26 protein-coding genes are annotated in these 24,718 nt (G+C 43.0%); 16 read left to right on the forward strand and 10 right to left on the reverse strand.

The features are described from left to right. The first annotated feature begins 17 nt into the window (after window positions 1-17). The 3 genes from IGK61_RS06330 to IGK61_RS06340 all read left to right on the forward strand — a co-directional run bounded on the left by IGK61_RS06330 (window position 18) and on the right by IGK61_RS06340 (window position 3,869). The gene (locus tag IGK61_RS06330) at window positions 18-2,180 is read left to right on the forward strand and encodes a lectin-like domain-containing protein (protein ID WP_074535636.1); all 2,163 of its coding nucleotides are present in this window, start codon (window positions 18-20) and stop codon (window positions 2,178-2,180) included. Between the two features lie 680 nt (window positions 2,181-2,860). After that, the gene (locus IGK61_RS06335) at window positions 2,861-3,229 is read left to right on the forward strand and encodes a DUF7006 family protein (RefSeq protein WP_015509452.1); all 369 of its coding nucleotides are present in this window, start codon (window positions 2,861-2,863) and stop codon (window positions 3,227-3,229) included. A gap of 277 nt (window positions 3,230-3,506) precedes the next feature. Continuing rightward, a complete protein-coding gene (locus IGK61_RS06340) occupies window positions 3,507-3,869 on the forward strand; it encodes a hypothetical protein (RefSeq protein WP_074535637.1) in 363 nt (120 codons plus the stop codon). Between the two features lie 75 nt (window positions 3,870-3,944). Here IGK61_RS06340 and IGK61_RS06345 read toward each other — a convergent pair whose 3' ends face one another. Continuing rightward, window positions 3,945-4,379, reverse strand: coding sequence for a MarR family winged helix-turn-helix transcriptional regulator (locus IGK61_RS06345; RefSeq protein WP_010747933.1), 435 nt, complete (start codon window positions 4,377-4,379; stop codon window positions 3,945-3,947). 58 nt (window positions 4,380-4,437) lie between these two features. Then, a complete protein-coding gene (locus IGK61_RS06350) occupies window positions 4,438-4,848 on the reverse strand; it encodes an organic hydroperoxide resistance protein (protein ID WP_026008061.1) in 411 nt (136 codons plus the stop codon). Window positions 4,849-5,033: 185 nt separating this feature from the next. On the opposite strand from IGK61_RS06350, the gene IGK61_RS06355 reads away from it, so the two are divergent. Together IGK61_RS06355 and IGK61_RS06360 are read left to right on the forward strand one after the other, a co-directional pair. Further along, entirely contained in the window at window positions 5,034-5,309 is a 276-nt protein-coding gene (locus tag IGK61_RS06355; protein WP_016620494.1) for a hypothetical protein, read from the forward strand. Further along, window positions 5,306-6,265 carry an SPFH domain-containing protein gene (locus IGK61_RS06360; RefSeq protein ID WP_074535638.1) on the forward strand — a complete coding sequence of 320 codons (960 nt, stop codon included), beginning with the start codon at window positions 5,306-5,308 and terminating at the stop codon, window positions 6,263-6,265. The genes IGK61_RS06355 and IGK61_RS06360 overlap by 4 nt, the downstream gene beginning before the upstream one ends. Window positions 6,266-6,331: 66 nt before the next feature. Here the strand turns inward: IGK61_RS06360 and mprF are convergent, their stop codons facing one another. Together mprF and IGK61_RS06370 are read right to left on the reverse strand one after the other, a co-directional pair. Continuing rightward, window positions 6,332-8,878, reverse strand: coding sequence for a bifunctional lysylphosphatidylglycerol flippase/synthetase MprF (mprF, locus tag IGK61_RS06365; RefSeq protein WP_074535639.1), 2,547 nt, complete (start codon window positions 8,876-8,878; stop codon window positions 6,332-6,334). 2 nt (window positions 8,879-8,880) lie between these two features. After that, window positions 8,881-9,606: an alpha/beta fold hydrolase gene (locus IGK61_RS06370; RefSeq protein ID WP_438844769.1), complete on the reverse strand. Its 726-nt coding sequence runs from the start codon at window positions 9,604-9,606 to the stop codon at window positions 8,881-8,883. Between the two features lie 266 nt (window positions 9,607-9,872). Here IGK61_RS06370 and IGK61_RS06375 point away from each other — a divergent pair, with 266 nt between their 5' ends. The 3 genes from IGK61_RS06375 (at window position 9,873) to IGK61_RS06385 (ending at window position 12,275) form a co-directional block, all read left to right on the forward strand. Then, on the forward strand, window positions 9,873-10,898 hold the full coding sequence (locus IGK61_RS06375) for an NAD(P)/FAD-dependent oxidoreductase (protein WP_074535640.1): 1,026 nt from the start codon (window positions 9,873-9,875) through the stop codon (window positions 10,896-10,898). Between the two features lie 199 nt (window positions 10,899-11,097). After that, window positions 11,098-11,973 (forward strand): cation diffusion facilitator family transporter, encoded by an 876-nt coding sequence (locus tag IGK61_RS06380; protein WP_074535641.1) that lies wholly within the window; start codon window positions 11,098-11,100, stop codon window positions 11,971-11,973. A 131-nt stretch (window positions 11,974-12,104) separates the two neighbouring features. After that, window positions 12,105-12,275, forward strand: a complete 171-nt coding sequence (locus tag IGK61_RS06385; RefSeq protein ID WP_005225698.1) for a hypothetical protein — start codon at window positions 12,105-12,107, stop codon at window positions 12,273-12,275. Between the two features lie 116 nt (window positions 12,276-12,391). On the opposite strand, the gene IGK61_RS06390 is transcribed toward IGK61_RS06385, so the two are convergent. Then, window positions 12,392-12,655, reverse strand: coding sequence for a hypothetical protein (locus IGK61_RS06390; RefSeq protein ID WP_074535642.1), 264 nt, complete (start codon window positions 12,653-12,655; stop codon window positions 12,392-12,394). Between the two features lie 168 nt (window positions 12,656-12,823). On the opposite strand from IGK61_RS06390, the gene IGK61_RS06395 reads away from it, so the two are divergent. The 8 genes from IGK61_RS06395 to IGK61_RS06430 all read left to right on the forward strand — a co-directional run bounded on the left by IGK61_RS06395 (window position 12,824) and on the right by IGK61_RS06430 (window position 20,254). After that, window positions 12,824-13,309, forward strand: coding sequence for a GNAT family N-acetyltransferase (locus IGK61_RS06395; protein ID WP_074535644.1), 486 nt, complete (start codon window positions 12,824-12,826; stop codon window positions 13,307-13,309). 306 nt (window positions 13,310-13,615) lie between these two features. Further along, the gene (locus IGK61_RS06400) at window positions 13,616-14,911 is read left to right on the forward strand and encodes a PTS sugar transporter subunit IIC (protein WP_074535645.1); all 1,296 of its coding nucleotides are present in this window, start codon (window positions 13,616-13,618) and stop codon (window positions 14,909-14,911) included. A 28-nt stretch (window positions 14,912-14,939) separates the two neighbouring features. After that, window positions 14,940-15,191, forward strand: a complete 252-nt coding sequence (locus IGK61_RS06405) for a hypothetical protein (protein WP_005225703.1) — start codon at window positions 14,940-14,942, stop codon at window positions 15,189-15,191. A 1-nt stretch (window position 15,192) separates the two neighbouring features. Further along, complete coding sequence (locus IGK61_RS06410) at window positions 15,193-16,287, forward strand: DUF871 domain-containing protein (protein WP_074535646.1); 1,095 nt, start codon at window positions 15,193-15,195, stop codon at window positions 16,285-16,287. 4 nt (window positions 16,288-16,291) lie between these two features. Beyond that, complete coding sequence (locus IGK61_RS06415) at window positions 16,292-17,404, forward strand: amidohydrolase/deacetylase family metallohydrolase (RefSeq protein WP_074535647.1); 1,113 nt, start codon at window positions 16,292-16,294, stop codon at window positions 17,402-17,404. Beyond that, window positions 17,388-18,494 (forward strand): DgaE family pyridoxal phosphate-dependent ammonia lyase, encoded by a 1,107-nt coding sequence (locus IGK61_RS06420; protein WP_438844770.1) that lies wholly within the window; start codon window positions 17,388-17,390, stop codon window positions 18,492-18,494. Before IGK61_RS06415 ends, IGK61_RS06420 begins: the two co-directional genes overlap by 17 nt. After that, on the forward strand, window positions 18,491-19,240 hold the full coding sequence (gene dagF, locus IGK61_RS06425) for a 2-dehydro-3-deoxy-phosphogluconate aldolase (protein WP_074535649.1): 750 nt from the start codon (window positions 18,491-18,493) through the stop codon (window positions 19,238-19,240). The genes IGK61_RS06420 and dagF overlap by 4 nt, the downstream gene beginning before the upstream one ends. 9 nt (window positions 19,241-19,249) lie before the next feature. Further along, on the forward strand, window positions 19,250-20,254 hold the full coding sequence (locus IGK61_RS06430) for a sugar kinase (protein WP_074535650.1): 1,005 nt from the start codon (window positions 19,250-19,252) through the stop codon (window positions 20,252-20,254). A 106-nt stretch (window positions 20,255-20,360) separates the two neighbouring features. On the opposite strand, the gene IGK61_RS06435 is transcribed toward IGK61_RS06430, so the two are convergent. The 5 genes from IGK61_RS06435 to IGK61_RS06455 form a co-directional block, all read right to left on the reverse strand. Beyond that, on the reverse strand, window positions 20,361-20,939 hold the full coding sequence (locus IGK61_RS06435) for a TMEM175 family protein (RefSeq protein WP_074535651.1): 579 nt from the start codon (window positions 20,937-20,939) through the stop codon (window positions 20,361-20,363). A gap of 99 nt (window positions 20,940-21,038) precedes the next feature. Next, window positions 21,039-21,599 (reverse strand): TetR/AcrR family transcriptional regulator, encoded by a 561-nt coding sequence (locus IGK61_RS06440; protein ID WP_010747950.1) that lies wholly within the window; start codon window positions 21,597-21,599, stop codon window positions 21,039-21,041. A 2-nt stretch (window positions 21,600-21,601) separates the two neighbouring features. Beyond that, on the reverse strand, window positions 21,602-22,525 hold the full coding sequence (locus IGK61_RS06445) for a phytoene/squalene synthase family protein (protein ID WP_074535652.1): 924 nt from the start codon (window positions 22,523-22,525) through the stop codon (window positions 21,602-21,604). Continuing rightward, on the reverse strand, window positions 22,515-24,002 hold the full coding sequence (locus tag IGK61_RS06450) for a phytoene desaturase family protein (RefSeq protein ID WP_005235239.1): 1,488 nt from the start codon (window positions 24,000-24,002) through the stop codon (window positions 22,515-22,517). The genes IGK61_RS06445 and IGK61_RS06450 overlap by 11 nt, the downstream gene beginning before the upstream one ends. After that, entirely contained in the window at window positions 23,999-24,715 is a 717-nt protein-coding gene (locus IGK61_RS06455) for an ABC transporter ATP-binding protein (RefSeq protein ID WP_074535653.1), read from the reverse strand. Before IGK61_RS06455 ends, IGK61_RS06450 begins: the two co-directional genes overlap by 4 nt. Window positions 24,716-24,718 lie beyond the last annotated feature (3 nt).

Here is a 24,718-nt window from a genome sequence, read left to right on the forward strand (position 1 = left end):
GAAAGTAGGGGACAGCGATGAAAAAGTTTGGCATTAAACGATGGTTCTATGTACTTCTTTTTAGTTTCTTTCTGATGGGCTGGCGGCAAGAGACAATCTATGCTGCGGTATCTGTTCCGGACTTTCCTACGTTGGCGATTGACGATTCTTTGATCACTCCTGTGGGGCAAGCGGGTTCGCCACAAGGAGAGTCAGGATTCAATTATGTTCAGATCAATGATGGAACTACTACCAATTCCAGTGGTGGTGTTTGGTTTAATAAGCCAGTTTCCTTTACTCGCTCCTTTCGCTTAGAAATGGCATTTTGTATCGATAATACAGCAACGGACAGTGATGGGATCGCTTTTGTGATGCAAAGCAATGGTTTAAATGCACTGGCGCAACAAGCGGGACCGACGATTGGTGTCTGGTCAAATTCGGGAGGAGCGACTCCTTTAAGTACTGGGGCGATCCCCCAAAGTTTTGCGATTGAATTCGATACATTTTATAATAATGCAGGGTTGACGGGGGACGGAATGATGGATCTTGATGTTCCTTCCGGCCATCATATCGCTTGGAATTTTCCAGGTTCAAATGACGCATATACCACCGATGGTTGGCTGATTATTGACAAAGTCTTAAACCATCGAGATACGGTATCCGTACCAGATATTTCCGATGGGCAGTGGCATATTTTTACAGTAGTCTTTGATCAGCCGACGCAAACGTTGCGTTACACCGTACCAGATTTCGGTGTTGATGTGACGGTTCCTGTTGATGACACCTTCAAATCGAATTTGAATCTCACCAATAGTGCACCGGTCTATTTTGGTTTTACAGGTGCAAACGGGGGCTATGTTCAAGAAAAAGCTGTGGCCTTTGTCGATGTTGAAGGACTAGTAGAACTTGATATGCGAACCGGTGTTTTTGAAAAAGACCCAGTCAAACTATTGTTGGATACTGGTACGACACTTGCCCAGCCAGCCACTGTCGACAATAGCAAAACCATTACTTATGCGACCTATCTCTCCTATAAAAGCACCAGTGATCTAGCTGACTTGGAATCGGGAATCTTGCTCTCATCGCTTTTTCCAGAAGGACTATCATTAGTTCCCGAGGCGGTTTATTTTGGGAAAGCCAGTGAAATCATGGTTAATGGCATGCCTGAAGGCGGAACTGCCCTGCCCTTTGCCATTGAAAATGGACAATTGGTTGTGACACTGCCCGACATGGTCAAAGGGAATGAATACATCGTTCACTTTTCCGTCAATTACACAGAAGCTCCGCTCGATCAGAATTTAGATGTAGCCATCCCTGTCCAAACTGTTTTTAATGGAAATGCTTTTGTTTCCAGTATGACATCAGGTGATCCAGAAACTCATTATTATCAAATGACCGGATCCTTTCCACCGACTCTTTCAACAGGTTCGGCGTCATTGGCAGAAGCAAAAGCAGACCTGCAGATCGTGCGGCAAAAGCGCAATTCCTACATACCGATCACGATTGATGACCAAAATTCGACCCAAGCCAAAATATATGTCACGGATTTCTTTACGGAGGATAAGACAATCACCGAAACGGATTTCTCTGAAGCAGCGTTGGTTGAACGGGGAACATTGTCGGAGCCATTGTCGGATACATTGGCACTAGACACCTCAGATCTAGAACCGGGCACAACCTATTATCTTGCGTCTTATGTGATCGATACAGAAGGCAATCGATCGGCGACACGTTATTATGGCATTGACTTTCGAGGAATCGTGGTATTTGAGCGTGCGCCTGCTTCAATCAACGCAGCGGCAGTGACCTTGAATGAACTCGCAAGATCCATCAGAGACGATGGCTTTGCTTATTTAACGATTTCTTTTGATCAAGAAGCCCTTTTGTCTGTCAGCAATACCAGCGAAGGGACCTGGCAGTTAAGCGGCCAGATGACTGATTTTATGCAAAATCAGCAACAATTAGCGGAGGAAATCCAATTGGTCCTCTATGATCCGGTGACCAATCAGCTGGTGGCTTCTGTCACTTCTGAAGAACAAGTGATTTTCCAACAGCAGCCAACAGGATCAACGGACTTAACTCTGGATCTTCAGGAATATGATTGCTACTTTCGCTTTGTTCCCAAGTTGGATTTGATAGAACCTGGTACCTATTCAGGTACGGTCAATTGGCAGTTGGAGAGTACGATTGTAGACAAATAAAAAAACGCCATTACGGCGTTTTTTTTATTAAAGTTCTCAGTCGATCACTGCTAAGCTTGTCGACTTTTCGCAATTTTTAAAACTAATGATAGGCCTGCTAAAGCAAAACTGCCGTATTTAACGAATTTTTCCAAGGAATCTAAAGTTTGCTGTTTTTTGCGTTTGCAGTCCGGACAGCTTTTTTCATTGCCAGTTAACTTCTTGCCGCATTTACAATGGTTCTTCATCTTTGCTCCACTCCTCGTCTCGTTTATTTTGATGATTTTCTCTACTTTAATTATACATGTTGCTGAAGGTTCTGTCTGAAATTATGCTGTCTCCGTTTTTTGTGAAGGGCAATAAGGGCTGCTGGTTGTTTGTTTCAAATCGATCGCTGATAAGGGATGCGATCCTTGGCGGTTGATTTTTCGTATAGAAGAGAGGCAATCTATCTAAAAAAGGAGGGAAATCTGACAAATTTCTCATTTTCAGATGTTGCTGATTCGCTTTGCTTATCAGTTCAGCAAAATTTTGCTATTGTGGAGTAAGATTGAGGAATCAAAAAACGACTTCTCCTTTTTTTCTTGATTCTATCCTTAATCTGAGAACGAAAATCACCGATAGTATGCTATATATAGGAACAGGGAGCCATCCTTGACGATGTCGAATATGGCATTTGAATGAAAGGATTGATGAAATAAGTGATTTCTTCAATAATCTATACGGACACAAAGGCTTATTTGGATAAGGTGGTCGATCAAGCACTGTTGGATTTGTTAAAATCTGATTATCCCAAAGTCTATGATCATGTACAACAATTGATTGCTAACTTTGAAGAAACGATCCAACAAATTGATCACTCAAATTTTTGGCAATTGATGCCAGAGATTTTAGGCTATGATTCACGCTTTGTCTTGTTGAACTCGCTGCAATTGTCAGAAGACAAATTTTTGACGGAAATCGAGGTTATTCAGATGATCGAACGCGATTATCCGAATTTGAATAAAGAGTTTTGTGGCTATTCCTTAAAAGAAAAAGAGCACGAAAGCCTGATCTTCAACATCCAATAAGCGGTTCTTCTTAGGATCACTTGATAGAAAAGAAAGCGACTAGCGCATCTAGTCGCTTTTTTTTTATGGAGAAGAAGGAGAATTAAACGTGTTATTTATCATTAAAATAAAAATTATTTTGAAATTATGAATAAAATAGATTATTATTGGTATATAATCCTTTTAGTGAAAGAAAAAACAATCGTAAAATGAAGAGGATAGATAGCTTATGTCAATAGCTACGATTGTTTTGATTAGAAAATAAGAACCAGCCTGATTGGCATGGAAAGGAGCAGTTATGGATTACTTGAGTTTTTCAAAAAAAGAGTGGGAAGTCTTAGTTTGTTTTTGGGCTGTGGATGAGCCGCTATGCTGTACCGAATTTAGTGAACGCTTCGGCTTGAATCGCAACACGTCATTGTCAGTGATTCGTAAGTTAGTTAATAAAGGGATACTTGAGATCGCAAGTATCAAGATGAGTGGATCAGTTTTGGCTCGTCGTTTCCAACCAGCCGTCACCGAATTGGAGATTTTGCAAAGTGGTTTGACGGAGGAACAAATTTTTGAACTGGTAAAAATTGCGATCAAAAAAATTGAAGACCCAGAACAATTAACTCAGTTGCGAAGTGTTATTGGCGAATTGAAAACCAAAGCTTCGTAGGTCATCCCGTTTTCTTCGCTGTTTGTTAGTGAAGGTTTAAAAGATAAAAAAATGATCCACTGTGAAAACAGCGGATCATTTTTCTTGTTCTTGAAATTTTTGGACCATTTTGGTCGTCAATTCGTGGAGGACTGACAGTTCTTCCGGTTCAAGGGGCAAGAATTCAGTTACTTTGTAGGGGATCTCTAGCGCTTGTTCATGGAGTCCTTTGCCTAAATCAGTCAAAGTGACCCGCAAGGAACGTTCATCGTCTTGATTTCGATTTCTTACTAGGTATCCTTTTGCTTCAAGCTTTTTTAAAACCGGTGTCAGTGTACCAGAATCTAGACATAATTGCTTCCCCAATTCTTTGACACTGATCGCTTCATCTTCCCATAACACCAACATCACTAAATATTGGGTATAGGTCAAATTCAACGGGTCCAGTAAGTCTTTGTACTGTTTGATAATTTCTTTTGAAGCGGCGTATAGAGGAAAACATAATTGGTTTTCTAACGCTAAGACATTCATGTTTTCACCCCTTTTTCTAACATCCGCCTCTTATCATAGCTGTTTTTTCAACGAAAGTCTACTCGCTAACGGCTTTGACAGTCACTTCAATGTTGCCAGCTGTAGCTTTTGAGTAAGGACATACGGTATGAGCGATTTCAAGCAATTCTTGTGTTTCTTCTGTTGATAAACCTTCGATTTGACCTTCGATCTCAACGCCTAAAACAAAGCTTGATTCACTTTCTGCGTATAAAGTCACTTGTGCACTGACAGTTGAAGCACCGTCGATTCCTTTGTTGCTTTTCACTAATTCAAGGGCACTATTGAAACAAGCACTAAACCCAGCCGCAAAAAGTTGTTCTGGATTGGTGGCATTTTCAACACGTTTGCCAGGTGCAGTGATGTTTAGCTCAAATGAATGATCGGGACTGTGTACTTCTCCTGAACGGCCACCAGTGTTAATCATTTTAGTAGAATACATTTTTTTCATCATTTCTTCACTCCTATTTTTTATATTTTGTACAATTAGATTGTATGCAATTTAATGAGAAAATGCAAGGAATTGGTTTTCGTTCTATGTTTTTTTTCTAAAAAAAAGCGGAATCTGCATAAGTTTACTGTTCTCTTGGGTGAAACGTGCTATCATAGTTAGTAACACTTGTAATAGATTAACAAATGAGTTTGAAGCTTCAAATTTACTGCATGAAGGCAAAGAGGGTGAAAATCATCGTAGATTATATGGAAAAACGAGCGGTTGGACGTTATTTTCGATCGCTGACGGATCATTATTCAGGCTATATCCGTCTTTATGGCACCTACACAGAATATCGGGTGATTGCAGGGATTCCTGCTGAAAATGTCATGTTAGAAATTATCGGGGTTGAAAACGGTGTCTTATTGACCCGTGTTAACAATACATTATTTGAAAATGGAAGAGGGTTTTTACAATGATCATTATCCAAATTATTTTAGTTATCTTCGTATTAGTGGTTCTGATTTGGCTGATCGCAAGCACTGCTGTGATCGTTCGTCAAGGGGAAGTCAAAGTTGTGGAAAGTTTTGGGAAATATGTTCGAACGTTGGAACCAGGTCTTCATTTTCTTGTTCCGATTTTATATACCGTAAGAGAAAGAGTGTCCTTGAAACAGATTCCTCTGGAGATCGAACCGCAAAGTGCAATTACGAAAGACAACGTAATCGTGCAGATCGATGAAGCAATCAAATACCACGTCACAGATGTTCGTGCCTTTGTTTACGAAAATGAAAACTCCGTTATCTCAATGATTCAAGATGCCCAATCAAACTTACGGGGGATCATCGGGAAAATGGATCTGAACGAGGTTCTAAATGGAACTGAAGAAATCAACGTGGCTCTATTTACTTCAATCAAAGACATCACTGCTGGCTATGGGTTAGCGATCGACCGGATCAATATCGGGGAAATCAAAGTTTCCCAAGAAATCATTGAATCAATGAATAAATTGATCACAGCTTCAAGAGACAAAGAATCCATGATCACAAGAGCCCAAGGGGAGAAATCTTCTTCAGTCTTAAGTGCCGAAGCCAAAGCTTCTCAAATGACGATCGACGCGCAAGCTCGGGCAGAACAAACCCAAATCGATGCAGAGGCGCGGGCAAAACGTGTACGGATCGATGCTGAGGCAGAAGCGGAACGAATCGCGAAAATCACTGAAGCTGAACGCAAACGGATTTTAGCTATCAATGAAGCAATCAAAGAAAGCCAGCTAGACGAGCGCTCCTTATCTTATCTAGGGATCGAAGCCTTTAAAGACGTGGTCAACAGCAATACCAACACGGTCATTCTACCATCCAATATGACGGAACTAGGAAATATTCCAGTCGTCAAACAACTTTGGGAAAACGCACCATCTAAATCAGCAGAATAACTTCTAAGCGCAACAAATGAAAAAAGCTCAAATGCACCGAGAACAAACCGGCGCATTTGAGCTTTTTTATTTCGTTTTGTCTGCCGATTGATTATCGACGATCAACAGGGCAATCATGACATAACCGATCCAACTGTCCCGAGAATATAAGATGTAGCGAGGGGACCAAGAAGCGGCATATTTCTGTTTGTATTCTCGTAGCCCTTCAAAAGAATAGAAGCGAGAACCAAACGTGTAAACGAGATAGGCGATCCGCTCTTGCAAGAAACTACTGCGGAACGTACCAACATTGGCTAATGGTGCCATACCTAAATCGAATTGTTGGTAGCCTTGTTCTTTAAAATAATCAAACAGCTGAATAAACAAGAAATCCATCGTTCCGTTCGGGGCTTTTTCAGGATCGTGACGCATCAGATCAATGGAAGCTAAGCCTGTCTGATAGGTTGGCATAAAGGAGGCAAACGCGACGATTTCTTGTTGCTGATTACGGACGACTGCAATTGGTGCGGTACTCAGATAGGATTCTGAAAAGAATCCAAGGGAGAACCCTTTTTCTTTCCGTCCATCTAGCCAGTTATCAGAAATTTCCTTAAGAGTGGCAAAGGTTTCGGCTGAAAAGGGTGGGGTGAGCACATCAAAGGTAAAGCCTTCTTTGGTGATCTTGTTGTTCAAAGCCCGCTGTCCCTTCATTTTCTTTCCTGAGAGGGTGAAACTAGGCAGATCCACATAGGCTTTCTCACCGAATTTGATAAAGTCATACCCGAATTCATGCAGCAGCATCACCATTTCTTCACTACTTTCATAAAAGACTGGCAAGTAATTCCACTGATCCATCTCTGTTAGAAAAGTTTCCAGTGCCTGGGGAAAGTCTGCTTGCTTCCCAGAAGGATCACCCATGACTAAGCATTTATTATTAAAGGTCGTAAATTGAAAAAAGACCGTCGGCTCGCCGATTTCTGGATAAACGTACACTTGCTTGTCTTTTAAATAGACAAGATGGCTGTCGCTATTGCCGCCATAAGTGTTCAAAACATGCTTCACTTTATCGGTGGCGGCACTGACGCCGAGTTGGTGCTTTGGTCCCATCAAGTAGCGTGCAAACAACAGCATCGCAACGGCGACGAATAAAATCGCAACGAAGCCTTGGAGCCATAATTTTTCAGAAGGGAAAAGCAAAAAATCCATCGAATGGTGATGTGTCGGATGCCGATTGATATGGGGCATATTGTAGACCCCGATAATGACATAGAGGATCGTCAACGAACCAATCAGCAACCCATCGATCGTTAGCCATTCCCAAGCGAAAACCAGTTGTTTTCGGAATAACTCGCTTTTTGAAAAAATCATGATCGCCAGTAATAATAGAAGAAACAGCATGGTCGAAAAGCGGAAACCCGCAAAAATAGCATAGCCGATCGTTGCTGCAATCAACAAAAGCGTCGGCATATACGCGCGACTGACACGGGCAGAGATGCCGCGACCGGCGATCAAAAAGAGATAGCCGAGAAAGATACTCGGGTACTGCATCACAAAATTCAAGCGAATCGGATTGAGGTGGGCTAACCATTTGATTTGATCAAAGGCTTCTGGGATCGTGGCGGAAAGCACCAACATCGTTCCAGTCAGATAAAGCAGCAACACTTCGATCTTGTGGAACACTTCCAACAACAAGCTTTTTGGAATACCAGAAAAGCGCTGGTTGAGGGAGACACCGACATTTTTTGAGAAAAAAAGCAAACCGATCAAAAAGGGAATGATGTAATAAAACAGACGGAACAGCAAGAGCCAGGCAATGACACTTTCACGGGGAATCTGTAGTGAACCCATTCCCATAATCATCATGACATCAAAGGTTCCCAGTTCGCCAGGAATCATCGAGACGATCCCAATCACGGAAGCAGCGATGAAAAGCGGCAACAGTTGAAACACATCGACCGAGAGACCCATCAACAGACCCGTCGTAAAGAAGGCGGCAAAAACACCTAGCCATTCCAATAAGGAAGCGGCGATCAGCTGCAGACGATCACGTCGTTGCAGCCCACCTAAGTAGGCATTTTTTTTGGAAAAACTAAGCGCATAGACGATTGGAAAATAAAGACTGCCGCCTAAAAGCCAGATCCAATACTGTTGGAGATAATCGGTCGTGGGACCGAAGAGGACGAATGCCAGCGCTGCAAGCGATAAAATCGAAAGACCAGACATCAAGTAGATAAAAATCTTCGATATTGCTTGGGCAACGTCTTTGCCTTTTTTTCCTTTGCCATAAAATTCCGACCGTAACCCGATACTGATGAAACCGCCAAAGCCGATCAAATTGTTCATGGTATTGATGATCCAGCTGGTTTCTAGTAAATAACGGCGATCAGGCTTGTCCCCTAGCAAGCGATTCAAGACGATATCATATAAGACCATGGGAAAGACACACAGTAAGCCAATGGCAGCCATTAAAGCCACTCGCCAAAGAGATAGCTGCGCAAACAATTGTTTTAGTTGATCAATCGAGATCGTCTTGCTTAACGAAAGCAGCTCGCCGAACACGATCACGGCGACTGCAATTAAGAAGAGTGTTTTAAACAGTGAGCGGTGGTCGCGGAGCCAAGTAAAGATTCTCATAGTTATTCACCGACCTTTTCTAAAAAAGATAATACTTTCGTGTTAAATACCTCTGGATTCTTTCGTGCAAAACTATGTCCTTGTCCTTTGACGACGATAAAATTGGACTGAAGGATACTGTTTGCAATATAAAAAGAATGGGAAAGCTTGATCGAATCACGTTTGCCGACCAAAATCAATGTCGGCACACTGAGGTGATTCAAATCGGCTGTAGATAAACCGATTGGACGAAACAACAATCCCAAAATAGGCAGAAAGCCCCGCATGCCTTTGGAGAATGGGGAACAAAGCCAAACGATCAGATATTGCAAGACACTGCCGATTCGAGAAAAGAGCCTCACACCTCGCGGTTCCGTGTTGCCAGAGTTTAAAATCATGCAGCTGACATGCTCTGGGTAAAGATGGCAAAAGACCATCGCCAGATTGGCACCATCGCTAAATCCTAGTAAGGCGATTTTCGTTAGCTTTTCTTGCTGAATAATTGCTAAAAGATCTGTTGCCATTTTAAAAAAATCGATTTTCTTCTGCGTATTAGTGGATTTGCCATGCCCTCGACTATCGATTAAATACAGTTGATGTTTTTGACGCAAGGCGTCGACCTGCTTTGAGAAATAGGCACTGCTGCCGCCATTTCCGTGCAGTAAAAAAAGAGGGCGTCCTGAACCGGTTTTCTCGTAATAGAGGACAGACCCGTCCGGTAAGGGCGCGTAACATTTTTCAACTTCCATTTTTTCACCTACTTTCTAAGAGTATACCTTGAAGTCAGGGACGATCACAAATATATCACTAGATAAAATGAGAAAAAATAACAATCTGCTCATCTTTTTTTTACCAGAAGTTCAGGAAAAGGCTTTTTTCTTTACAATGTAAAGAAAAATAATTGGTAAACATAATTAATTTGTTTTCAGAAAATTCTTTACAAATGGACGATCGTTGTCTATAATCGAACTAACTAATTGAGAATGATTTTCATTTACGAAAGAGAGGCTAGCCAATGACCACTATAGCAGATGTTCTGATTATCGGCGGAGGACCCACTGGACTCTATGCGAGTTTTTATGCTGGATTACGTGATCTATCGGTCGTATTGTTTGAAGCACAAGCCGAATTAGGCGGGAAGATCAATTTCTATCCTGAAAAAATGGTCTGGGATGTGGGTGCATTGCCGCCAACCAAGGGAAAGAAAGTCAAAGAACACTTGATTGAACAGGCCAAGTTGTTTGATCCAACGATCTATCTGAAAACGAAAATCATTTCATTGACCAAGGAAGACGACCTTTTTTATGCAGTGGATGACCAAGGAAGGACCCATCTTGGACGCACCGTTTTAGTCTGTATCGGCGGCGGTGTCGTTTCTCCGCAAAAATTGCCATGTTTCATCCATAATAATGTCGACAACTATATCCACTATCAGTTTCCTGACCAGCAAGCGATCCAAGGCAAGCATCTAGTGATCTCTGGCGGCGGTGATGCGGCAGTGGATTATGCGATCGAAGCAGTGTCTTATGGTGCCAAAGTCACCCTGTGTTACCGAGGAGAAAAATTGAAAGCCCATGAAGCACAAGTAAAGAAGATGAAAGCAGAAGGGATTCAAGTGCTGATGAATCACACCATCGATGGGGTGAATCAAGCAGAAACATTCAATATGGTTCTACGACTAAAAAACAGTGCCAACCATGAGACGATCGATTTTTTATGCGATCATCTACTGATCCAACACGGGTATGACCGTGACAGTGGCTTGTTAGATAAAGTCTCCTTTGATCTTGCACGCCATGAAGACTTTTACCTCAATTGCGAGATTCCTACAAAAACTAGCCATCCCGGTGTTTTTGCAGCTGGCGACATTCATTATTTCAAAGGCAAAGTGAATCTTTTGGCGGGAGCCTTTCAAGATGCTGCGCAAGCAGTCAACCAAATCAAACACTATTTAGAGCCGACCAGTGTCCCGCAGGCGATGGTTTCTTCCCATAATGAGAAATTTAGTGAAAGAAATCGACAGCTGCTGGTGAACGAGTAGCAGCGATTCTTTGTGAAAGAAAAAAAGCAAAAAACAGGATTCCCTTTGGAGTCCTGTTTTTTGGTAGCCTCAGAACAGAAATTCGTTTCACTAGAAGTGAATGTTTGCCACTCCTAAAAAATAAAATCTCTCAAATAAATGATGCAATTGATGAAAATTTCAGCTATTATTTTCAAGTTGACTATTTGGAGGGGATGACATGAATCAAACAAGATACGCAGAATTAAAACAAGCAGAAAGAGGCGCCATCTTAAGTATCGTTGCTTACATTTTGGTTTCCATCGCCAAACTTGCCATCGGTCGTTTGGCAAACTCTGAAGGACTATGGGCAGATGGGTTGAACAATGCGACGGATATCGTAGCGTCGATCGCTGTCTTGATTGGTTTGCGTTTGGCTCAAAAGCCAGCAGATGAAGACCATAAATATGGTCATTGGAAAGCAGAAAGCGTGGCGAGTCTCGTAACGTCCTTGATTATGCTGGCAGTCGGTCTGCAGGTCTTATGGTCTTCCATTCAAACGATTCTACTCGGAGAAACGCAAAGTCCCGATATGATCGCGGCAGTCGTCGGTATCATTTCAGCTATTTTGATGTATGGCATGTATTATTATAATAAGCGATTATCCGCTCGCGTAAAAAGCTCCGCTCTGCTAGCAGCTGCTAAAGACAATCGCAGCGATGCGTGGACGAGTATTGGAACGGCGATCGCTATTTTTGCCGCCTCATTTGGTATCGGTTGGTTGGACAGTTTGACTGCGATCGTGGTTGCTCTTTTGATTATCAAAACCGCCGTCGATATTTTTCGTGAGAGTGCCTTTTCACTTTCTGATGGGTTTGATGAATCGTTAGTCGTGGAGTATGAAGCGGCAATCGCTGGTTTTTCTGAAGTGAAATCTGTCAAATCGATTCGAGGAAGAATGTATGGCGCCAATGTTTTTCTCGATGTCGTCGTGACGATGGACAAATCTTTGACGGTTGAAAAGAGTCATAACGTTGCAGATGCTATTGAAGATCTCTTAGCTGATCGTTTTCAGGTGTTTGATACTGACATCCACATCGAGCCTGCTACCGAATAAATTTTCTGGCAAAACCTTGATAGGACAAGGATGTAAACCACCCGTTTCCTGTTTGTAAACTGAAAAGTTCTTACGGAACCTGCTCATTCATGGCAAACTAGAGGTAACAAAGGAAGAAAGTAGGGAGCCCTATGAATAATAAGCAGGTAGTAGAAAATGAATTAGTTATTTCTTTAGATAAAATGGATGAAACAGAAATGATGGCACTTTGCCAACAATATATTGCGGCTATTGATGATAGCCAAGTCCTCTTCGCTTTACTGAAAAAAGTTCAAGCCTCAAAAGCAGCAGTAAGTAAATAAAAAACAAACCGGCATCTTATGCATTGATGTTCCCCTCAGCGAAAGCGAAAGGCGCATTGATCAACAGGAAAAGATGCCGGTTGTTTTTTAATTTATTTGAGTCTTTTTAAAAACTTTTAAAGGACGTTTAATAGTGCGATTAGCCCATAGATGATCAAAGAGGCTATTCCTAGAGGAACAATGCGTCGGAATATAATCTCTTTCAAGCGCTTGCCTGCTTGTCGTTCTTTTTCATAGTTAGGATCATGGGCATGCGCTTTAAATTGCTGAGGAGAACGAGAGAAGATCAAGCCGTTGGTCATCGATAAAACCCAGCCAATCAACGCCAGGAAGAACGAAACAAAAATGATTGCCAGTAAAAGTAGTTGCAAGAGCTGCATGGTGTTGCTACCTCCTTTTCGTCACCATTTTTTCACTTCTAGTTTACCATCTTTTGAGACATTTTGGGGTCTTTGTTCCACGTGCCCTTTCTTTTTTTTCCTTATCCCTTATAATAGAGATATTTATAAACGAGTTTTTGTTTCGTGCAGCAGAAAGAAGGGGTTCTTATGGCAATCACAAAAAAAATCGTTCAATCACCTGAAGATTTCCAAACGTTGGATCGTTTGATCAAAGAAATCTGGCCAGAAGTGTTTACACCTATCATAGGGTCCGATCAAGTCGCGTATATGCTGGCTCATTACCAATCACCAGCAGCGATTCAAAACGAAGTCCAGCAAGGAGCAGTCTATCTTTTGTTATTAGAAGGAGACCGAGCAGTAGGATATACAGCGTATGAAGAAACACAGCAGCAGATTTATTTAAGTAAATTGTATCTCCATCAATCCACTAGAGGCAAAGGCTATGCCAGCCAAGTCTTTGATTGGTATGAGGAGATCGCCTCAGGCAAAACACTGCATTTAAACGTCAACAAACAAAACCAGCAGGCGATCGCTGTTTATGAGCATCGCGGCTTTACGCGCGTTTCTGAACGTACTGTTATGATTGGTTCGGGATTTGTGATGGATGATTTTATTTATGAGAAGAAAGTATAATTAAGTAGAAAATTCATTTGAAAAACTAAAAAACATTAAATGAATCAAGAATACTATTTTTGATTTTAATATCGTGCCTATTGGAAAACATTGCCAATAGGTTTTTTTGTATCAAGCTATTCAAAAATCCCTTATCAACACATAAATTTTTAAGTTTTGATATTGTGTAAAATTACGATGAATAAATGTTATTTTGAGTTGTTAAAAATAGTTTCGTCTATTCGTAAAAAACATATTTACTCCCAGGAAGCACTGTGCTATTATCCTTGTATAAACATTATAATGTTATAAACTAAGGAGGCAATTATGAAAGGGTTTGTAGAATTTATTGAACAGAAGTTGATGCCGATTGCAAATAAAGTGGGGATGCAACGGCACATGGTAGCGATTCGTAAGGGGATCATCGCTACGTTACCATTAACGATCGTTGGGTCTTTCTTCACGATCTTACTGAATTTTCCCATCGAATCAGTCGCTGCGGTGATCGAACCGTATCGGGAAGTTTTGGATATTCCCTTTCGTTATACAGTCGGATTATTGGCATTGTATGCAACATATGGGATTGCTTCATCGCTAGCCAAAAGCTACAAGCTGGATTCATTGACTGCGGGTATCTTAGCAACGATGTCCTTTCTTGTAACCGCTGCACCACCATTGCGAGTCTTTGATTCTGTGGAAGGCATCATTGATGCGGGACGTTATATCAATGTGGCAAACTTAGGATCAGGCTCTTTGTTTGGCGCGATCGTCACGGCGATCTTGTCCGTTGAAATCTATCGTTTCTTTATCGTAAAAAACATTACCATCAAAATGCCAGATGGTGTGCCACCAGAAGTAACGAATTCATTTATGGCGTTGATTCCTGGAGGAGCGATCCTGATTTTGTTCTGGGTGATCCGTCATATGTTAGGCTTTGATATCAATGGCTTTTTAAGTAACTTGTTGATGCCGTTAAAAGACGTGCTAGCTGGTAACAGCTTGTTTGGTGGTTTATTGACTGTCTTCTTGATCTGTTTCTTCTGGGTACTGGGGATTCATGGACCAGCCATCATGGGTCCTGTCATTCGTCCATTCTGGGATATTTCCATTGCTGAAAATATGGAAGCGTTCCAAGCATCTGGCAATGCGCATGAATTGCCTAATATTTTTACGGAACAATTTTTACAATGGTTCGTCTGGATCGGTGGAGCCGGTACGACCTTAGCGTTGGTCGTTTTGTTCTTCTTCTCCAAATCAAAATACTTGAAACAATTGGGCCGTTTGTCCATCTTGCCAGGCCTATTCAATATCAATGAACCAGTGATTTTCGGTGCACCGATCGTAATGAACCCAATCTTAGGCATTCCGTTCTTGGTGGCACCATTGATTACGACAACGATTTCTTACTTCGCGACTATTACGGGTGTCGTACCGATGATGGCTGCCAGACTTGGGTTTGCCATTCCAGCACCAATCGCCGCCTGGATGAGTACGGACTGGAGTATCGCAGCAGCGATTTTAGTAATCGTCAACTTCTTTATCACACTCGCAATCTACTACCCATTCTTTAAAGTCTTTGAGAAACAGCAGATTGCCCGCGAACAAGAAGAAACAGCCGCTTAAGCAAGACAAAAAAGAGTGAGGTGCAAACATGGGGATTTATGCCATTTGTTTATTTTTTGGTTGTCAAATTTGGTTAACAAAATCAGCACAAGGGAAAAAAATTCAAGAAGTGCCGTTTTGGCGGATGCTTTTGTTCGGGATTCTTGGCGTTGCTGCAGCGATCCTACTGAGCCGTCAGTTTCCGTGGGGACCATTTTTGACGATAACGGCGACGATTGTTTGCAGTTCGCTTTTACTGACACGTTTTACTGCTTTTTATGAAGAAATGAGGATGAGATAAGTTGAAAAGACAACTAGGAGTATCGGTGTATCCCGATCACAGTGATTTTGAAACAGACAAAGCCTATCTGCAATTAGCCCATGATTATGGCTTTAGCCGCATTTTTATGAGTATGCTGGAAGTGAGTGACGGCAAAGAAAACGTGCAGAAAAAATTTAAAGCGTTGATTGATTTTGCCAAAGGATTAGGCTATGAAACGATTTTAGACGTGGCACCAGCCATCTTTTCGGAACTAGGCATCTCCTATGATGACTTGACCTTTTTCCATGAACTAGGTGCCGATGGGATTCGTTTAGATTTAGGCTTTGACGGCAATAAAGAAGCGATGTTGACCTACAATCCCTTTGGTTTAGCTGTTGAATTGAATATGAGCAATGATGTGGCGTATTTAGACAATATTTTGACCTATCAAGCCAACATTCCTTACTTATACGGCTGCCACAATTTCTATCCGCAAGAAGGGACTGCCTTACCCTATGATTTCTTTGAAAAATGCAGTCGTCGTTTCAAGGAAAAAGGCATTCGAACCGCCGCATTTATCTCTTCTCAAACGGGAACGATCGGACCTTGGGATATTAATGATGGCTTACCGACCTTAGAAATGCACCGAAGAATGCCTGTAGAAACTGCCGCAAAGCATTTGTTTGCCACAGGCTTGATCGACGATGTCATTATCGGAAATGCTTATGCTTCTGAAGCAGAATTGGCAGCGTTAGGAGCGATTGATCGCTACCAGACTGCATTTGCTATTGAATTTGTGCCTGAAATCAATGAAGTTGAACGCCAAATCGCCCTGGACGAGCAGCATTACCGTCGAGGCGACATCACCGATCGGATGATCCGTTCCACAGAAGTTCGTAAAAAGTATAAGAACCATGACAATCCTGTCCATGACCACGAAGGCGTCTTTCAACGAGGGGACGTTGTGATTGGCAATGATCGTTTTGGCAAGTACAAAAACGAGCTGCAAGTCGTGCTAGAGCCTCACTCAGATCCACGAAAAAATAAAATCGGTTCGATCGTCGAACAAGAGTTAGTTCTGCTGCCCTTTATCCATCCGTGGTCGAAATTCACTTTCACAGAGAGGAAGGTGTAACGAAATGTTTGATTTGATTATTCGTCAAGCCCGCACGATCGATGAAGAAGTATTTGATATTGGGATTCAAGACGGCAAAATCACTGCTCTGGCACCCACGTTGCAGGAGCAGGCGAAACAAGAGCTGACCTTAGCAGAAGGGGAGTTCTTGTCAGCTGGTTGGATCGATGACCATGTCCATTGTTTCGAGGAAATGACGCTCTATTATGATTATCCAGACGAGATCGGTGTCAAACAAGGCGTCACGACCGTTATTGATGCGGGGACGACTGGCGCCGAAAATATCCATCGGTTTTATGATTTAGCCAAAGAAGCCAAAACCAATGTCTTTGCTTTAGTCAACATTTCCAAATGGGGCATCGTAGAGCAGGATGAACTTGCGGATCTGTCAAAAGTCAAAAAAGAATTGGTCAAAGAAGCGCTGCAGAAGTTTCCTGACTTTATCGTCGGGATCAAAGCCCGAATGAGCAAAACGGTGATCGGCGAAAATGGCATCACGCCGTTGAAATTAGCGAAAGCGATCCAAGCTGAAAATCAACCGCTGCCTTTGATGGTCCATATTGGTTCAGCACCACCGAATTTAGCAGAGATTCTTGCTGAATTGGAAACAGGCGATGTGGTGACCCATTGCTTTAACGGCAAAGCCAATGGGATTTTGGATCAGACGAACCAAACCATCAAGCCTTTCGTCTTTGGTGCCTATGAAAAAGGCTTGGTCTTCGATATTGGTCATGGGACAGACAGTTTCAATTTTGACGTGGCGGAGACAGCCTTTGCCAATCAGCTGAAGGCTTCTTCCATTAGTACAGATATCTACATTCGCAATCGTACCAATGGACCAGTCTTTGATTTAGCGACGACTATGGAAAAATTAGCGGTCGTAGGGTATGATTGGCGTGAGATCATCGAGAAGGTGACCAGTGCCCCTGCGAAGCAATTTCATTTACAAAACAAAGGCGAGATCGCATTGGGATATGATGCTGATTTTACGATTTTCCGCTTTGAAGCGGGCGAAAAGGAATTGACGGATTCTAACGGCAATCGTCGAATCACGACACAACAGATCGTGCCGCAAAAAGCGGTGATAGGAGGGGAACTTTTTGACACTGAATATTGAAGAATTAGGCTTGAAAGAAGTCATCAATGCTTCTGGCAAAATGACGATTCTAGGTGTCTCGAAAGTCAGCGAAAGTGTGCTTGTAGCCCAGCGCTATGGCGGGGAGCATTTCTTTGAAATGGCAGATCTAGCAGAAAAAACTGGTGCCTATTTAGCAAAATTGTTGAAAACGGAAGATGCACAGATCGTTTCTTCCGCTTCAGCGGGGATCGCCCAATCAGTGGCGGCACTCATCGGTCAAGGCGACAGCTATCATTTGTATCATCCATATAGTGAGAAAATCAGTAAGCGGGAGATCATTTTGCCCAAAGGCCACAACGTAGATTATGGCACACCAGTGGAAGTGATGGTGACACAAGGTGGTGGGAAGGTAGTGGAAGCAGGCTATGCCAATATGTGTACACCCGAGCACATTGAAGAGATGATCACACCCGAAACGGCGGCGATCCTCTACATAAAGAGTCATCACACCGTTCAAAAAAGTATGCTGACGGTAGCAGAAACGGCCCAAGTTGCCAAGGCACACGATCTTCCATTGATCGTTGATGCGGCTGCTGAGGAAGATTTGTTTGCCTATACCCAAGCTGGTGCTGATTTAGTGATCTATTCAGGTGCCAAAGCATTTTCAGGACCGAGTGCTGGCTTAGTGATCGGCAAGCAGCCCTATGTCTCTTGGGTGCGCCTGCAATCCAAAGGGATAGGTCGAGCAATGAAAATCGGTAAAGACAATATTCTCGGATTTACCCAAGCCGTGACGGATTATCTAGCGGAGGGAACAGAATCTGGTGCTTCGATGCAAGAGCGTCTGCAACCATTTATTGCGGCAATCAATGAAATCACTGGTTTCGAAGCAAAAATCGTTCAAGACAGCGCTGGCAGAGACATTTATCGGGCGAGTGTTAAAGTGAAAGAACCAAGTGCCAAAGCAGTGATCGACGCGCTAAAAGCAGGAGAACCAGCGATTTATACCCGTGAGTACCAAGCCAATAACGGCATTATTGAATTTGATATCCGAGCAGTCAATGAACAAGAAATGGCAGTGATCACTGATCGCTTACAAGAAATTATGTTAGGAGCAACCCAAAAATGAAAACTTCACCCAATTATTTCGCTGACCGTATCTGTCTAAATGTGTTAGCAAACTCCATCGACAATGCGAAAGCTTGTTACGAAGCAGCAGAGGGCAACATCGTCCTAGGTGTTTTATCAAAAAACTATGATAGTGACGAGGCGGCTATCGCTGACATGAAGAACTATCAAGTGGCAACAAATAATGCCCTTTCTGTAGGGCTTGGTGCTGGCGACCCCAATCAAAGTGAAATGGTCTCCCGAATTTCCGCTGTTCTTCAACCACAGCATGTTAACCAAGTGTTCACGGGAGCGGGGACCTCACGAGCTTTGCTAGGACAATCTGAAACGATCGTCAATGCCCTTGTTTCACCAACGGGAAAAGTCGGCTATGTCAATATTGCGACTGGTCCATTGAGTTCACAAACTCCAGCTGCAGAAGTCCCAGTTGAAACAGCGATCGCTTTATTAAAAGACATGGGCGCTAGTTCTATCAAGTATTTTCCAATGAAAGGGTTGGCTCATAAAGCAGAATATCAAGCGGTAGCCGAGGCTTGTGCCGCGAATGATTTTTATTTGGAACCGACCGGCGGTATCGATTTAGAAAACTTCGAAGAAATCTTGCAGATCGCTGTTGATGCAGGCGTGAAAAAAATCATTCCGCATATTTACAGCTCGATCATCGATGGAGAAACAGGGGACACACGCCCTGGAGATGTACAGACATTAGCAGAAATGACGAAAAAGGTGTTGGCAGCAGCCAAATAGGGGGGATCAATGATGCGGATCGGTGCTTACGGTGAGGTAATGATGCGGTTGACGCCACCAGAATATCGAACATTGGAACAGACTCACTCTTTGCGAATGGATTTTACGGGAACAGGGGTCAATCTGTTAGGTAATTTGGCGCATTTCGGCTTGACGACGTCGATGCTGACACAGGTGCCAGCCAACCGATTAGGAGATACGGCAAAAGCCAGCTTGCGTTCCTATGGAATCCAGACGGCATTTGTTGGCAAAAAATACAGTCATATCGGCAGTTATTTCGCCGAGATCGGCTACGGCGCTCGTCCGACCTATGTGACGTATCAAAATCGCCATCATAGTTCCTTTGGCGTTTCTGGTCCAGAAGAATATGCTATCGATGGATTTTTAGAAACGGTCGATCTCATTCATATTTGCGGGATCTCTCTTAGTTTGACTGAGAAAACCTGGCAAACAGCTTTGGCTTTGGCGAAACAGGCCCATGCCAAGCAGATTCGCGTCTGCTTTGATTTCAACTTCCGTCCAAGCTTGAATGAAGAATTAAATCGGGAGGTACTGAAACAACGGTATGAAACGATCCTACCCTATTGTGACCTAGTTTTCGGCTCTGTCCGTGACTTGGAGGAGCTATTGGCTTATCCCTTAGAGGAAACAGAAGGCGCAGAGCTTGCGTTGATCCAATCCTTTATTGACCAGTATCAACTCGAATGGTTCTGCGGGACACGGCGTCTAGCCGTGGAAGACAAGCAGTTTATCAGCGGAAGGATCATTACGGCACAAGATGCCTATGAAACGGCACCGCAGCTGCTGCAAGTATTGGATCGGATCGGGGCAGGGGATGCCTATGCTGCTGGCGTATTATTAGGCTACGCCGAAAAATGGTCACTCCAACGCACCGCTGATTTTGCTATCACGAATGCAGTATTGGCTCATACGATGCTGGGAGATGTCCCCTTAACCACCAAAGAACAAGTGGAACAAGTCTTACAGGCACCTGGGAAAGACTTGATTCGCTAGAAAAAACACTTGCGTCCTTCTCTTGATGGATGACTGCGCAAAAGTACACCAATCGGCTGCTTTTGCGCAATCATTCACCGCTTTTAGGAGAAGGACGCAAGTGTTTTTATTGTTTTAAAAAGGCTTCTACTTTTTTCTCAGGGATCACCCACAACAATAGCACGAGACTATCCAGTGTGATGATGAATAGGGGATGGATCAGCCAGCCGAGGAGCAATGCCAGCACGTTGATAAACAACGTAAAGTAGAGTTTCTTGTATCCGCGAAACAGTTCTACGATGGCTTGATTATCAGGGTTGGCACGCACCAAGGACTTTCCTACAAGGAAATAGCTGAAATCCGTCAATAAAATGACAGCCCCGTATAGCAGCTGAGGGGCAAGAGCGACTGGATAACGACTGACCCATGACGTTACAAAAGGAAAGAGGGTCAGTGCCAGGATCAACAAATGATTCGCCCACAAGGTCCAACCGTCGATTTTAGACACTACTTGAAACAGATGATGGTGATTGTTCCAGTAGATCGCTAACATCACAAAGCTGATCAAATAAATAATAAATTGCTGTTCCACTCCTAAAAAAGAAGCAAAGGTATCGCCTTCGGGCTGGTGCAATTCCAATACTAATAAGGTCATTACGATCGCAATGACCGCATCGGTAAAGGCTTCGATTCGATTTTTTGACATGTACATCCATCCTTTTAAGTTTCTGTTTACTGGATCAGTGTACGCGATTGTCAGAAATTCGTCGAATGATTATTCTCGGGACAAAAGCCAACGTTCCAGCTATTTCGCAATTGGCCCATTGCCTAGTGCACCGAATAAAAACAAATCGATCGCTTCTGGCATCTTGTCTTCTTTTTCTGGTGAGTCCAAATGAGCCGCCATCAGTACTAACAACTGACTGGTGACAAATTCTGGGTCGACATCCGAACGGAGATTGGAATCACTGCGACGAAACAAGTCAAGAAACGGTTCTTTATAATTTTTCCGCCAAAGCAAGTACAGTTTTTTAGAAGTGTCCTCAGAAACGGTATGCTGAATGTCGTGCATCATCATATAAAAATTGATCCGATGCCGACTTCTTAAAAAAAGAAACATGTTCAAGATTTTTTCAGAGATCGTCAAGGAAGTATCTTCAACGGTCTGATTTAGCTTTCCAGAAACCTCTTGTGCCAAAGAGACCATCACTTCATAATAGATGGCTTCTTTGCCTTTGAAGTGATAATAAAGATTGGGTTGGGTGATGCCGACGGCTTCTGCGATCTGTCTAGTAGAAGTTGCTTGATACCCCTGCTGCATAAACAGGTTCTCTGCCACTCGTAATATTTTTTCTCGCAAGTTCAAAGTCAGCCCTCCCAACGTTCCTGACGAAGCATTTTTTTCGCGGTAAACAAAAGTTGGATTTTCCGTTGTTTCGGTACTGCTGTTTTTTCAGCAAATACTTGATAGTTGTTTTTGCGAATCACAGTCAAGATTTCCCGATAGATCAAAGCAGCTGCTAATAGAGCTTCACGGCAATCTTCATCGATTTGCGGCATCATGACAAAAGATTCTTGATAAAGCGTCTCTGCCAGTTGCGCCTCGTGTTCCCACATCTCGATAAACTGCGGGTTTTGATTGCCAGCGGCTAAAGCCTCTCGCGAAAGGTTGTATTGCGCCAAGACCGTTTGCGGCAAATAGATGCGGCCCATCCGCAGATCCTCGCCAATATCACGTAAAATATTGGTGCGCTGCATCGCTTCACCCAATTTGATGGCGGGCTCTTGAATCGCAGCGGCTGCTTGCGAGAGAATCGGCAAGAGCATCAGACCTACACTGCCAGCTACGTAGTAACTATAGTCAGAAAGCTCTTTTTCAGAGGTGGGCTGCTGGAAGTCAAGGTCTTGTTTTTGCCCCACCAATAGGTCGAAAAAGGGTTGAAATTGCAGGTCAAACTGTTGGAAAGAAAGGGTCAATGCCCGCCAAATGGCTTCATCAGGATTTTCTTCCTTGACGGCTTGCGGCAAGTCGATCGCATCGTCTGATACTTGTTTTTGCATTTCTTCCAAGCGTTTTTTCATGGCTTCGATCAACAATGGGTCTTGCTTTTCATCGACGGCATCATCGGCACGTCGGCAAAAGGCGTAGACGGCATAGACGGCGCGGGCTTTGTCTTTTGGCAATTGAGAAAAGGCGGTATGAAAATTTTTCGAATGCTTTTTTATGATGGCCTCACAGTATAAAAAATCGTTGTCGTATTCATCAAAGATGCTTAATGATTTAACGGTCATCTTTTAACAACTCCTCCACAGCTAACTTGGCACTTTGCATCACGATTGGCACGCCCGCTCCCGGATGCGTACTGCTGCCGCAGAAGTATAGGCCTTCTGCATAATCAAATTTATTATGGGGACGATAGTAATTGCTTTGTGCCAAGGTCGGTTTCAAGCCAAACGTCGCACCGTTGTAAGCATTGAACCGATCATTGAACGTATCTGGCGTATACATTTTTTCATACACGATGTGTTCATCAATATCCGTAAAGATCGTTTTTTCTTTTAATAATCCAATGATCTGCTGGCGGTAGCTTTGGATCGTTTCATCCGTCCATTGATCAAATTTAGATAATTCAGGCACTGGGACTAAAACATAAAGACCTTCTTGACCATCAGGTGCTAAGGAAGCATCTTTCAGGGTTGGACGATACAAGTAGAAGGAAGGATCTTCTGGCAGTTTGCCAGCCTCGAAAAGATCGTCTACATTGCGTTTGAAATCATTGGCAAAATAAATGCTGTGGAGTGCGCTATCCTCATATTTTTTGTCCAGACCTAAATAAAGCAAGAAACAAGAACAAGAATAATCCATCGAAGCGATTTTTTGATTGGTGTATTTGCCGCGTTTTGATTCATCAGGAATCAAGCTTTCCATGGCATAAGGAAAATCAGCCGCACAAATCACGGCATCTGCGGTGATCGTTTCTCCATTGACACGAACGCCTTTGGTTTGCTTGTTTTCGATCAATAATTCATCGATCGGCGTATTGTAATGGATCGTACCGCCTAATTCTTGGAACAAACGTGCCATACCAGTGGCTAACGTATACATGCCGCCTTTGATGAAATAGACCCCATACATCAACTCGATCATAGGGATGATCGTATAAAGGGACGGCCCTTGGTAAGGGGAGACACCGATATACAAGGTTTGAAACGCCAATGATTTACGCAGGCGATCATCTTTGACAAATTTAGAAATGGAAGAGTAGGCGTCACTAAACGTTCGCAGCTTTAACCCTGCCCATAATGATTTGGGATTGTAAAAATCTCGCCATGTCCGAAACGACTTGGTGATGAAGGACTCTTTGGCGATCACATAGCGTTTGTAAATATCTGCTAAAAAGGCAAAATAGCCTTGAGCATCTTCTTCTGAGATCGCTTCTAGCGTTTTGGTCAATTCTACTAAGTCATTTGAGAAGGTCAGCGGTTCGTCTTGGGCAAAATACAGCTGCAGCATCGGATCGACTTTCTCCATAGGAATATAGTCATTCGGATCAACGCCAGCAAATTCAAACACTTCACGATAAATTTCAGGCATCATCACGATGGTGGGGCCCACATCAAAGGTAAAGCCGTTTTCCTTGATCTGATTCATTTTGCCCCCAGGTTGACCTTCTTTTTCGTAGAGGGTGACGTCATAGCCAAGTTTTTGCAAACGGACAGCAGCAGCTAATCCTGACACGCCCGCACCGACAACAATAATTTTTTTCATGCTTGCTCCTTCTGCGAATCATCTGATTCGGCTTCTTTTTTCGTGTGTTCTTTTTCTTCTAAAACGCCATCCTTCATGACGAGGACCCGATCACAATAATCTGTCAAACGGGTATCATGGGTCACCATAATGGTGGCTTTTTGTTTTTCTTTGGTTTCTTTCGCTAAGATTTTGACGACTTCGACGGCTTTTTTTGAATCAAGACTCGCCGTTGGTTCATCTGCCAAAATGATGGTGGGATCATGATAGAGCGCTCGGGCAATAGCCACACGCTGTCTTTCTCCACCAGATAGTTCATCGGGGTATTTGTTCTGCAGCTTTTCAATCCCTAGTTGTTCAAACAATTCAGTAGCTGATTGCTCTTGGGGTTCTTTGCTGACCTTATCCACCAATTGGAGTTGCTTTTTGACCGTCAAAAAAGGGACAAGGTTGGAAGCTTGTAAAATAAAGCCGATCTTTTTGAAACGAGTTTTTGCCCGTTGCTTTTCTTTTTGATTACTGAAGGGTTCGTCATTGATAAACACTTCGCCTTCAGAGGGGGCTTGTAGACCACCGGCAATCGTCAGAAAGGTACTTTTCCCAGAGCCGGAAGGACCGATGATGGCGACAAATTCGCCTTTTTCTACTGAAAAGTTGGTTTCTTTCAAGGCTTCGATTGTCGCGTCCCCATCTTTAAATGTTTTTTTGACTTGTTTGAATTCAATGGCACTCATGTT

Origin of the sequence: Enterococcus sp. AZ063 (assembly GCF_051715045.1) — a bacterium.
Classification (GTDB): domain Bacteria; phylum Bacillota; class Bacilli; order Lactobacillales; family Enterococcaceae; genus Enterococcus_D; species Enterococcus_D casseliflavus.

Coding starts and splice junctions, on each gene's coding strand:
- IGK61_RS06330 (WP_074535636.1), top strand. CDS start 18: ATGAAAAAGTTTGGCATTAAACGATGGTTCTATGTACTTCTTTTTAGT.
- IGK61_RS06340 (WP_074535637.1), top strand. CDS start 3,507: ATGGATTACTTGAGTTTTTCAAAAAAAGAGTGGGAAGTCTTAGTTTGT.
- IGK61_RS06345 (WP_010747933.1), bottom strand. CDS start 4,379: ATGAATGTCTTAGCGTTAGAAAACCAATTATGTTTTCCTCTATACGCC.
- IGK61_RS06350 (WP_026008061.1), bottom strand. CDS start 4,848: ATGAAAAAAATGTATTCTACTAAAATGATTAACACTGGTGGCCGTTCA.
- IGK61_RS06355 (WP_016620494.1), top strand. CDS start 5,034: ATGAGTTTGAAGCTTCAAATTTACTGCATGAAGGCAAAGAGGGTGAAA.
- IGK61_RS06360 (WP_074535638.1), top strand. CDS start 5,306: ATGATCATTATCCAAATTATTTTAGTTATCTTCGTATTAGTGGTTCTG.
- mprF (WP_074535639.1), bottom strand. CDS start 8,878: ATGAGAATCTTTACTTGGCTCCGCGACCACCGCTCACTGTTTAAAACA.
- IGK61_RS06370 (WP_438844769.1), bottom strand. CDS start 9,606: ATGGAAGTTGAAAAATGTTACGCGCCCTTACCGGACGGGTCTGTCCTC.
- IGK61_RS06375 (WP_074535640.1), top strand. CDS start 9,873: ATGACCACTATAGCAGATGTTCTGATTATCGGCGGAGGACCCACTGGA.
- IGK61_RS06380 (WP_074535641.1), top strand. CDS start 11,098: ATGAATCAAACAAGATACGCAGAATTAAAACAAGCAGAAAGAGGCGCC.
- IGK61_RS06385 (WP_005225698.1), top strand. CDS start 12,105: ATGAATAATAAGCAGGTAGTAGAAAATGAATTAGTTATTTCTTTAGAT.
- IGK61_RS06390 (WP_074535642.1), bottom strand. CDS start 12,655: ATGCAGCTCTTGCAACTACTTTTACTGGCAATCATTTTTGTTTCGTTC.
- IGK61_RS06395 (WP_074535644.1), top strand. CDS start 12,824: ATGGCAATCACAAAAAAAATCGTTCAATCACCTGAAGATTTCCAAACG.
- IGK61_RS06400 (WP_074535645.1), top strand. CDS start 13,616: ATGAAAGGGTTTGTAGAATTTATTGAACAGAAGTTGATGCCGATTGCA.
- IGK61_RS06405 (WP_005225703.1), top strand. CDS start 14,940: ATGGGGATTTATGCCATTTGTTTATTTTTTGGTTGTCAAATTTGGTTA.
- IGK61_RS06415 (WP_074535647.1), top strand. CDS start 16,292: ATGTTTGATTTGATTATTCGTCAAGCCCGCACGATCGATGAAGAAGTA.
- dagF (WP_074535649.1), top strand. CDS start 18,491: ATGAAAACTTCACCCAATTATTTCGCTGACCGTATCTGTCTAAATGTG.
- IGK61_RS06430 (WP_074535650.1), top strand. CDS start 19,250: ATGATGCGGATCGGTGCTTACGGTGAGGTAATGATGCGGTTGACGCCA.
- IGK61_RS06435 (WP_074535651.1), bottom strand. CDS start 20,939: ATGTCAAAAAATCGAATCGAAGCCTTTACCGATGCGGTCATTGCGATC.
- IGK61_RS06445 (WP_074535652.1), bottom strand. CDS start 22,525: ATGACCGTTAAATCATTAAGCATCTTTGATGAATACGACAACGATTTT.
- IGK61_RS06450 (WP_005235239.1), bottom strand. CDS start 24,002: ATGAAAAAAATTATTGTTGTCGGTGCGGGCGTGTCAGGATTAGCTGCT.
- IGK61_RS06455 (WP_074535653.1), bottom strand. CDS start 24,715: ATGAGTGCCATTGAATTCAAACAAGTCAAAAAAACATTTAAAGATGGG.